This is a genomic window from Domibacillus sp. PGB-M46 (genome assembly GCF_022668875.1).
Classification (GTDB): Bacteria; Bacillota; Bacilli; order Bacillales; family Domibacillaceae; genus Domibacillus.
The window spans coordinates 1-9,815 of sequence record NZ_JAKGCR010000049.1 but is presented as its reverse complement, the minus strand read 5'-3'; the positions used below and the strand labels follow the sequence as shown (position 1 = coordinate 9,815).

Sequence of the window (9,815 nt, the reverse complement as noted above, 5' to 3'; positions counted from 1 at the left end):
CCACCAGCTGTATAAAGAAAAAGGGCTCGGTGCACGCGATGATGCACTCGCTATGCAGTATTTGATTCCAGGATGGACGTTTGATCCGAAACGCCCTTGCTTCGTTCGTTAATTGTATACAACAAGCGCTCTTGCTTTAAAAGGAGCGCTTTTTCTTTTGAATTCGTTCTTTCTCCTCCTATCATGCACAAATAAGTGGCACTATTGTGCAATTCGTCTTACAATAAGATTACATAGATAAAGGCAGAGAAAAGAGGTTACACCATGGAGGAATCATCTAAAAAGCTGGGTGTTCAATCCGTTCACCGCAGCACCCTTTCCAAACAAGTAGTTGAACAAATTGTGCAGCTGCTTGTCAGCGGTCAAATGAAAGCGGGAGACAAGCTTCCGCCCGAGATGGAGCTGATGGAAGAACTTGGTGTCAGCAGACCGGTCCTTCGGGAAGCACTCAGTGCTCTTGAAACACTCGGCGTTATTACCCGAAAAACACGGGAAGGGACTTTTTTCAACAATAAAGTCGGCACTCATCCTTTCTCTGTTATGCTGGCGCTGGCAACCGATAACTTACCCGCTATCATTGAAGCGCGCATGGCTTTGGAGTTAGGGCTTGTAACTATGGCCGCCGAGAAAATTACGGACGAGCAGCTGGAAAAGCTAAGAAAAACGATTGATACCATTGCGAACAGTGAGGATAATGACTATGGCGAAGCGGATAAGGAATTTCATCACATTATAGCTTTAAGCGCTAACAACCCTATTGTTGAAGGGATGATTGATTCTCTTCTGATCACCCACAACAAAGTTAACAGCTTGATTCAAGTGAGGGAGCGGGAACGTACGGTAGAGTACCATAAAGCCATTTACGCGGCCCTCGAGGCACGCGATCCACAGGACGCCTTCTTACAAATGTACAAGCATCTTGATTTTGTCCGTCAAAAAGTCCTTCAATATTCCTCAGCGAATGACGAATAAAAAGCCTTGAAGCCGTAGGGGACTGACCCCCATTTTTGAGACAGGGATCAAAACACCTTTAAGCAGCCAGCTGCCGGTACTTGACCGGTGGCTGGTTGTTTAGTTTCGCTTGAATACGGATATGGTTATAATAGTGAATATAGGTTTCGACAGTTTGCTCTACGATGGCCGTCGTAGTGCTTTCTAACTTGTCGAGATAGAACGTTTCAGACTTTAGCGAGGAATGAAACGATTCGATGGAGGCATTATCAGCGGGTGTCCCTTTTCGGGACATGCTCATGATCATGCCTTTTTCTTTGACTGCCTGCTGATAAGCGGGAGATGTGTAAACAGATCCCTGGTCGCTGTGCAGGATGCACCCTTCCGGCAGGGAGAGAAGCTGCGAAAGGGTGCCGAGCACAAAATTTGTATCCTGGCACCCTCCAATAGAATAGGCAATAATCTCGCCGTTAAATAAATCCTGGATACTTGAAAGATACAGCTGTTTCTGACCAAAAGGCAAGTATGTAATGTCTGTGACGAGCTTTTGAAGAGGCTGATCTGCCTGGAAATCACCTTTCAATAGACTATCGGTAATATGACAAGGCTGTCCTGTCTGCCTGCGTTTCTTTACTTTCACCCGGCACTGCCAGCCGTACTTCTGCATCACACGCTGTACCGCTTTATGGTTAATCGACATCTCCCGTTTTAATAAGGCTGTGATTTTACGATAGCCATATCGAAACTTATGGTTCCGGCACAACGTGCCGATTTTTCGTTCAATGGCCTGCTTGGATGTTTCTTCCCGGCTCTGTCTTCTCCAGCGATAGTAAGTGGATCTAGCAATACCAAGATGCCGGCATATTTCCCTGACGGGCAAGCTGTTTTTGAGTTCTTCCACTAATTCTACGGCTGTTTCCGGTACCACTTCCTCTCCAATTCCTCGTACTTTTTTAAAACTTCAATCTGCTGTTTGAGGTACCGGTTTTCTGCCTTCAGTTTTTCTGTTTCGCTTTTGTCTTCAGGATCTTTTCCGAAGGAATACTGCTTGCCCACTGGCTGTTCAAACCGATGAAGTTCACCTGCTTTGTACCATTTCATCCATGTTTTAAGCTGCGTCTTGTTTCGGATATTTAATTCTTTTAAGACTTCTTTGACCGGCACTCCAGCTAATCTCATTTTTACAGCTTTCATTTTTACTTCTGCTGGATAACTGACTCTTGTACCCATAGAAAAAAACACCTCCAAGTTGGCTTTTTAGGTAATTACATACCCGTTTTTCAACTTAAAGGTGTTTTTATTTGTCTCACTCTATGGGGTCAGTCCCGTATGGCTTCAAGGCTTTTACTTTTACACTTCGGAATCTCCCAATAAGGTTTTTTTGTTTTTCATACCTGCGACAATGCTAAGAGCGATAGCCAAAACGGACAGTGCCATCAGCGTGCCCGAAATCGGACGAGTAAAAATCTCCATGAAGTTTCCATTATACAGTCCAAGTGTCTGAAGCAGCGACTCTTCCATCATTTTTCCTAGAATAAACACGAGCGCAATAGGAGCTACCGGAATGTCTGCTTTTTTCAGCACATAACCAAGCAGTCCAAAAACAAGCAGTCCGCCGACATCCCAAAGGCTGTTGCTGATCGAATATGTTCCGACGATGGAAACAGCAATAATAATCGGAAACAGCATGTTAAATGGGATGCTTGCTATTTTAGCCCAAAACTTCGCCAAAGGAAGATTCATAAAAAGCAAAAGCAGGTTCCCGATAAACATGCTTGCAATAACCGCCCATACAAAGTCAGCATGCCGGACAAACAGCGTTGGGCCTGGCTGCAGGCCATGAAGGACAAAAGCTCCTAACAAAACAGCCATTGTCGCTGAGCTTGGAATCCCTAGCAAAAATAATGGAATCAAAGCTCCTCCTGTAAAGGAATTGTTGGCCGTTTCAGGCCCTGCCACCCCTTCAATCGCTCCTTTTCCAAAACGAGACGGGTCTTTTGCCAGTCTTTTCTCCATTGAATAAGACAACAAAGATGGAACAACGGAACTGATCCCCGGAATTAACCCTAAGAAAAAGCCAAGAACGGTTCCCCGACCGATGGACATAGCAGAGGGGCGGATTTCCTGGCGGTTTGGAAGCAGCCCTTTGACTTTTGGCGGCTTTTCAGGCTTTTTCATTTGCTGCTCGAGGCCTAACAAGATTTCTGATAAGCCAAATAACCCCATAGCAATCGTCACAAAATCAAACCCATCAATCAAAAAAGCCTGGCCAAATGAGAAGCGAATATCGCCTGAGCTTGGCGCAATTCCGAACATGGCCAGCACAAGCCCGATCAAAACAGCCAGTACACCACGGATGATGGATTTTCCGGCTAAGCCGACAACCATTGTCATTCCAAACAGAATAAGAGCAAAATACTCAGGCGGCCCAAAAGAAAGAGCAAATTTTACAAGATGAGGCGCAACAAGGGCAACCCCTATGATGGCAACAACGCCACCTACAAACGAGCCAATGGCAGAAATACCAAGCGCCACACCGGCACGGCCTTTTTGGGCCATCGGGTAACCATCCAGGCTTGTAACAACCGATGCCGCTTCTCCGGGAACATTTACAAGAACTGTTGTAATCGTTCCGCCATACATAGAGCCGTAAAAAATACCGGACAGCATAATGATCGCCGAAATGGGATCCATCGCAAATGTTAACGGAATCAGAAGGGCCGTCCCGGCACTTGGACCAAGTCCCGGCAAAATGCCCACAATCATGCCAACGGAAACGCCTGCCAGGCAGTATAAAATATTCTGCCACGATAATGCGATTTCAAAGCCGTTCATTAATAATTGAACTGTCTCCATAAAGCCTCCTCCTTACCATCCCAACATATTCGTCGGCAGCGGAATATCCAAAATAAGGTTGAATACGACATATAACACAATTGTGACGGAAGCTGCTGTGCTAAGCGATATTTTCCATTTAAAATCAGGCATAAGAAGAATAAGCATCACGATAATACTGGAGACGATATAGCCGAGAAAAGGTGAAATAAGAATAAACAAAAAGATGGACAGTACTACTTTTAATACACCAACCAAAGCTGCGCCTTTTGGCAGTACTTCTGAGAACATAATCTTGTTGTTTTTCCGCAGTGAATCCAATATAAACAAAATAGAAAACAATCCCATCAGCCCGCTCAGCCAAAGCGGAAACAAGCCCGGTCCCGGACCATACTCCCCGTAATACGGGTATTTCAGCGACTCACGAACCATAAAAAGTGAAAAGAGCAAAAGAGAGATGCCTACCCATACACCGTAATTTTTCACGTTTATCCACTCCCCGCCAGATAATAGTAGAATAAGTACCCGTCTCTAAATAGAGACGGGTACGCGGTACACTTACCAGCCAAGCAAATCTTTTAAGCCTTCAATGTCTTTTACATCCTGTTCAAGCAGCGCTCTGTAATCCTCTGCATTGTAATAGCCGACCTGCGTGCCGATCTCTTCCATTTTCTTTTCATGATCAGCATTTGTTACCGCTTTCTCAAAAGCGGTTTCGAGTACTTCCATCGTTTCTTCATCCATCCCTTTTGGTGCAACCAGCCCTCTTGTTGATTGAGAAATCACTTGCTCAAATCCTTCTTCTTCAACTGTTGGAACATCCGGAAGGAAAGACGATCTTTCTTCTGCTGTCACAGCGGCTACTTTCAATTGTTTTTCCAGGTGCATCGGATATGCTTCACCTACACTCGTTACAAGAACGTCAACGTGTCCGCCTAAAAAAGCCGCTCTAGACTTGGCGGTGCCGTCAAACTGGATCGCTTTAAATTTGGTGCCAAGTGCTTCATTTAATTTCAAAGTCACCAGGTGGTCATCTCCTGCTACCCCTGTGGCCGTTGTTGTTACTTCGTGGTCCTTCGCATATTCAACCAGTTCTTTAAAGTTTGAAAAGCGTTTATCATCTACCCGTATCGCAACCGCTCCCGGGTCCACAACATGATTGCCGATCATCTCGAAGCTGTCAAGGTCCACCTGCTTTTCCATTGTAGGATTAACCAATCCACTGGCCAGGTTTGGAGAATTTAAAAACCCGATTGTATACCCATCCGGCTTAGCCGCAGCAATTGCATTCCATCCTACCCAGCCGCTTCCGCCGGGCTGATTAACAATGGTTACCGTTTCCCCGAGCTCTTCTTCTAAAAATGGCTGAAGCGTTCTGGCTGTTGTATCAGTCCCTCCCCCAGCATCATAAGCGACAATGATGCTGATCGGCTTTTTAGGAAAATCACTTTTGCCTGCTGATGAAGCTGTTGAACCCGTTTCTTCTGCTCCGGAACAGGCAGACAAAGCACCCGCCATCATAATCGACGATACCATCAATGAAAAACGTTTTTTCATTCCACTTCCTCCTCTGTTTTAATAAATAGTTATAGATGGCTTCTTAGCGGTCTAGGTGCAGAGGGTCACAATGATGCAAATGAAGAAGCGTTATCCCCAAAATTCATTCAAAGCCGTAAGCATCGCTTTTATATAGCCGATGGAATAAGCAAATCCGATGCTGGATGAACTCCATCCTACATTGGAATGTGACCACTTAGCATCTGTATCGGGTGCATCTCCTGCCATAATCGGAACATGGTCAGGATTGAGGCACCCTTCATACCCAACCTTTTTTAGCTCCAGCAAAATTTTAAACATATTCAGATCACCATCATCAAGCAGGGCTTCTTCAAATGCTTTCGCAGTGGCAAGGCTGCCTCTTACATTTCTGAAGTGAATAAGAAACAATCTTCCTTTGCGGCCATAATGATTAATCTCATCAATGACAAGCGGGCTTCCGCCTTCTTCCGCTCTCGTTCCAACGCAGTAAATATAGCCGACATTTTTGTTTGGATATTCATCAATGATCCGGTGATACCCAAGACCGCCAAACGGACTGTCCGGATGCGGTGAATCAGATGGATGCATGCCGACTTTAACGCCGTAATCCTGCGCAGCAGGAACAATTTCTTTATAAACCTCGTTAAATTTCTTTCTCCATCTTGTACTTTCTTCAAGCGTCGGTGTTGCTGCTTTTTCCTTTGTAAAGCTTAAGCTTTCTCCACGAGAAATCGCTCCGCCCCGCTGAATGGCCTGATAAGGAGTAGACAAGCCATAAAATACATCTCCCGCAAAGCGCTGCCGAACGATGTTAATCCCTGCTTCTCCAAATACTTTTACAGCGTTCACAGAATGCTCGATCTCAAACTCACTGCCTGGCTTTTCAATCATAAAATCTTCCGAGATATTTGGCAGGGTAACACGGTTGATGTCGAGTCCCCACGAACGAATTCTTTTCCTTTGCTTTAATAAAGCATCCAGATCTGGATACCCCTGCTCCTTCACGCCTGGAAACGAAGCACCATTGCCGAAATCAATATAATCGACGCCAAGCTGGCTCATTTGCTTTAAATCTGTATCTGAAAGATCAAAGAAGTTAGTTGTAACCGAAATATTCATTCGTTCTCCTCCTCTATCCGTTTGCTGGAAAGGTTCCCATTATATTGACGGGCACAGTAAATCTCCAATTAATAAACCGCTTACATATTTTCACTTGTACTTTCTTTACCTTCAAGTATCAGAAAGCTTTTAATGGCTTTTTGCCGAACATAATTAAGGTGATGATACATAGCTGCGTAGGCAGCCAGAGAATCGCGTTTTTCAAGCGCATGATAAATATCAAGGTGCTGCTGTATCGTTTCTTTTAAATTTCTTTCTTCCAGCGGTATCTTTTTTAAAATCTGGCGATGAAATTGCTGCAATGGATGAACCAATCCATTAAATAAAGCATTGTTTGCACTGAGCGCAATAATTCTGTGAAATTCTTTGTCTTCTTCGGAAGAATCTTCAGTAGGCAGTTCCTTCATGCGATCAATCGTCGCTTTTAGTTTTTTCAAATCGGCATTGGTTATTTTCTCAGCAGCCAATGTCACTAATCCAAGCTCCAGCGCTACCCTGATTTCGGTAATGGAAAGTAGGTCTCTCGAAGAAAGCGCTAACATAATCGAGAAAGGCTCACTCCCAATTTTGTCCGCAAAGAAGGTCCCATGCCTGGTATGGCGATGAATAAGGCCGATCACCTCCAAGGAAGTTAAGGCCTCTCTAATCACAGGCCGGCTCACTTTACAGATTTCCATAAGTTCTACTTCTGAAGGAAGCCGCTCTCCTGGACGAAGATGTCCTTCAATAAGCAAATTGATAATTTCATCGATGACTTGTTTCGATAACGTTTTTCGAGTCACTGATTTAATTTGAAGCTTTACACTGTCTCCTTCACCCATGACACTCCCTCCCAACTATTCCGAATAGTCTTACAATAAATAATTTTCTGTGATTATTGTAAGACAAATTAATTTAACTGTCAATTGGATAAATGAAATTATTTTTTTCATGCTGAACGGTGGAAATACTTCGTAAGCTTCTTTGTTTTTTTTTGCGCACAAAAAAACACTGCTCAAAAATGAAACAGTGTTCTGAACGGGTGTATATAAGGTGATAATGGCAATTATATACCTCTTTTTAACCAAAATGACTAGATGGTTCTTCTTTTAAACTCCACACAGTCTTGGTTTCTTTTCCATTTAAAGACAAAACGGCTGGCGGAAGTGAGATTCTAATCGTCGTTCCTTTGTTTACTTCACTTGCAATGCGCATATCTCCCTTATGATTTTCAATAATTTTCAAACAGGTCATCAGTCCAAGCCCTGTTCCCTTTTCTTTTGTCGTATAAAAAGGTTCTCCAAGTGTCGGAATACGTTCTTCTGGAATTCCTATTCCCTGGTCTTTAAAAGAAAGGGTGATATAACCATCTTCGCTTTTGTGAGCCCCAACCTCGATAACACCCCCGCCTGGCATAGCTTCAATCGCATTTTTCAATACATTGATAAATACTTGCTTCAGCTGATTTTCTTCACAAACGATTTGAGGAAGCTGCATACTGTATGAAAGATTTATTTGTACATTTTCCATCATTGCTTGTGAATTAATGAGAGAAACTACATCATCCAGCAGCGGTTGGATATTCATTTTTTTAAATTTCACTTCATTTGGCTTGGCCAGTACTAAAAATTCACCAATAATGGCATTGATGCGTTCCAATTCGGCTAATACAATCTCTAAAAAATCTTTATGCTGACTTGTTTCAGAATGAACCAGCTGGATAAATCCTTTAATAGAGGTAAGCGGGTTTCGGATTTCATGGGCAATCCCTGCTGCCAGCTGCCCAACTACTGCTAGTTTCTCAGATTTTTGCAAAAGAGATTCCGTTTGCTCTCTTTTACACGTAATATCCTTGCCAATATATAATGTTGCTTCTTTTCCTTCGAATATAATTTGTAACGAAGAGAATTCAAAATAAATCTGTTTTAAATTTAAACACGTAAGCTTGCACACCGCGTTTACGAGCGGACGTTGGGGCTGTTTAGGGATCGCTTTGTTATTTTGTATCTTTTCTAAATAGCCTTCTTCAATAAAATCTACAATAGAACGGCCGACAAGATCCCTTTTTTGTTGGGCTCCCAACATATTCTCGGCTGCCTTATTTGCATATAAAATAATGTTATTTCGCTGTATAACAACTGATTCAGGAAGCAATTCAATTAACAGCTTATAATTTTCTTCACTTTGCTTTCTTCTTAACTGATCAAGTTTTAACTTGTCATATTGCAGGCCGACAAACCAGGCGATTGAGGTGGCGACAACCAGGTCATACATTTCTTTTTCAAATGTAGAATTAAAAAAGATTAACTGAATGAAAGTAAAGCATAAGGAAGTGCTAATTAAAATTATTCGGCCAGTCTTTTTCATGGGAACTCCCCTTTTAAACAGATTAAAAACGAAAGCATTTCATAAGCTACCCGCCACATACTTGCCAACCTTTTCGAAAAGTGAAGGGTACTCCAATCTCAAGGTCTCGATGTGAGAACAGTATATTCCTATATTGCTATAAACGCAGTTAAATGCCTATATTTTTTCTTCGACAAATATCGATCATTTTGTTCGTTCTGACTGTTTTTGTTGTAGTTTGATATGCTAGTGAATGAAAACAAATATACTTACAAAAAAAGAAAAGAACACTTAAAGTTCTTTCCTTCAAAAAATAAAATAAACACCTCTTATATGTATATAAAAAGTAACGCCGACATAATGGAAATTAGCTGGTGTTTTCTGGTAACCATTGTCCATACATGGGATTGAATGTACCATATGCTCTGAACACACCATTTTTATAAAACGGCATAAACCCGTATCGTTCAAGCCAGCGATACGCACTTTTCCTTTTTTCATCATCAAATACAACAAATAAATACTCATTTGGTTTTAAGCGATATCTGAATTCGAGAATAATATCCAAAGCTTTTTTCAGCCCTTCAAGACCGACTTTCCCGGTTGCTTTTTCTTTTGCACCTTTCGGATTTCGATTCTTCCATCTGTTCGCTTTCTTCCTCGAATCCGTTATGATAACGGCCGCATTCCAAACGTATACGACTCGATCAGAAACAAATTCTTTTTCACGCCAGAAATAAACATGCAGCCACTGGCCATTACTGAGTCTTACCTGATACCGTACCTGGCTTTTTCGTCTTTTTACTAAATCACGCATGTTTTACAGCTCCTTTGAAGAGGGGAGAATGTTTTTATATTTTCATCTTTCTTATTCATTCCCTCTTTTCTTCCCTGCATGCTAACTCAGTCTCTAATTTCTTCATTAAACAAAAAAGACAACCTGATTTCTCAAGTTGTCTTGTCTTGCCAGGCGGCGTCCTGCTCTCACAGGGGGAAACCCCCAACTACCATCGGCGCTGAAGAGCTTAACGGCCGTGTTCGGGATG

9 protein-coding genes and 1 rRNA gene are annotated in these 9,815 nt (G+C 42.6%); 1 reads left to right on the top strand and 9 read right to left on the bottom strand.

Annotated features, from left to right (window positions below; translation table 11 throughout):
* The first annotated feature begins 264 nt into the window (after positions 1-264).
* Positions 265-972, top strand: coding sequence for a FadR/GntR family transcriptional regulator (locus L2D08_RS23325; RefSeq protein ID WP_242237898.1), 708 nt, complete (start codon positions 265-267; stop codon positions 970-972).
* 58 nt (positions 973-1,030) lie between these two features.
* Here the strand turns inward: L2D08_RS23325 and L2D08_RS23320 are convergent.
* The 9 genes from L2D08_RS23320 to rrf all read right to left on the bottom strand — a co-directional run.
* A protein-coding gene (locus L2D08_RS23320) for an IS3 family transposase (RefSeq protein ID WP_242237897.1) occupies positions 1,031-2,181 on the bottom strand; the annotation gives its coding sequence in 2 pieces (ribosomal slippage) (positions 1,031-1,908 and positions 1,908-2,181; 1,152 coding nt in all).
* A gap of 120 nt (positions 2,182-2,301) precedes the next feature.
* Positions 2,302-3,807 (bottom strand): tripartite tricarboxylate transporter permease, encoded by a 1,506-nt coding sequence (locus L2D08_RS23315; protein WP_242237895.1) that lies wholly within the window; start codon positions 3,805-3,807, stop codon positions 2,302-2,304.
* Positions 3,808-3,819: 12 nt separating this feature from the next.
* The gene (locus L2D08_RS23310; protein ID WP_242237893.1) at positions 3,820-4,272 is read right to left on the bottom strand and encodes a tripartite tricarboxylate transporter TctB family protein; all 453 of its coding nucleotides are present in this window, start codon (positions 4,270-4,272) and stop codon (positions 3,820-3,822) included.
* A gap of 72 nt (positions 4,273-4,344) precedes the next feature.
* Complete coding sequence (locus L2D08_RS23305; RefSeq protein ID WP_242237891.1) at positions 4,345-5,343, bottom strand: tripartite tricarboxylate transporter substrate binding protein; 999 nt, start codon at positions 5,341-5,343, stop codon at positions 4,345-4,347.
* Between the two features lie 90 nt (positions 5,344-5,433).
* A complete protein-coding gene (locus L2D08_RS23300) occupies positions 5,434-6,444 on the bottom strand; it encodes a mannonate dehydratase (RefSeq protein ID WP_242237889.1) in 1,011 nt (336 codons plus the stop codon).
* 80 nt (positions 6,445-6,524) lie between these two features.
* Positions 6,525-7,265 carry a FadR/GntR family transcriptional regulator gene (locus tag L2D08_RS23295; protein ID WP_242237887.1) on the bottom strand — a complete coding sequence of 247 codons (741 nt, stop codon included), beginning with the start codon at positions 7,263-7,265 and terminating at the stop codon, positions 6,525-6,527.
* Between the two features lie 238 nt (positions 7,266-7,503).
* On the bottom strand, positions 7,504-8,790 hold the full coding sequence (locus tag L2D08_RS23290; protein WP_242237885.1) for an ATP-binding protein: 1,287 nt from the start codon (positions 8,788-8,790) through the stop codon (positions 7,504-7,506).
* A 346-nt stretch (positions 8,791-9,136) separates the two neighbouring features.
* Positions 9,137-9,586, bottom strand: a complete 450-nt coding sequence (locus L2D08_RS23285) for a hypothetical protein (protein WP_242237883.1) — start codon at positions 9,584-9,586, stop codon at positions 9,137-9,139.
* A 148-nt stretch (positions 9,587-9,734) separates the two neighbouring features.
* Positions 9,735-9,815: ribosomal RNA gene (gene rrf / locus L2D08_RS24735) — 5S ribosomal RNA — on the bottom strand; the annotation flags it as partial.